This window comes from Paenibacillus sp. EKM301P (assembly GCF_011800295.1).
Classification (GTDB): Bacteria; Bacillota; Bacilli; order Paenibacillales; family Paenibacillaceae; genus Paenibacillus; species Paenibacillus polymyxa.
In genome coordinates, this window is record NZ_JAALFM010000122.1 from 1 (window position 1) to 299 (window position 299).

Below are 299 nucleotides of genomic sequence, written 5' to 3' on the forward strand. Positions count from 1 at the left end.
GGCTGGAGGCGCCTATGTGCCGCTGGATGCAGACTATCCGTCCGAGCGCATTCGTTTCATGCTGGAGGACAGCGGTGCGACGGTGCTGTTGACTCAAACCAGTTTGCAGGAGCGCACGCAAGCATGGCTCGAAGAAAGCCAAGGGGCTCTGGGCGAAGGAAAGACCGAGAGTGAGTTGGAAACAGCGGTTAGCGCTGAAACGATAGAAAGAGACCGCCTGAATGAAGGCGTAAGCTTGAAATCAGATTCGCCACCTGACCGCGAAGCAGCATCCGAGCCAGCAACAGGGCTGCGTCTGC

At 57.9% G+C, this 299-nt stretch carries 1 protein-coding gene; it reads left to right on the top strand.

Annotated features, from left to right (window positions below):
* Window positions 1-299: AMP-binding protein (locus HFD99_RS25125; RefSeq protein WP_167441088.1), on the top strand; the 299-nt coding region annotated here is incomplete at both ends.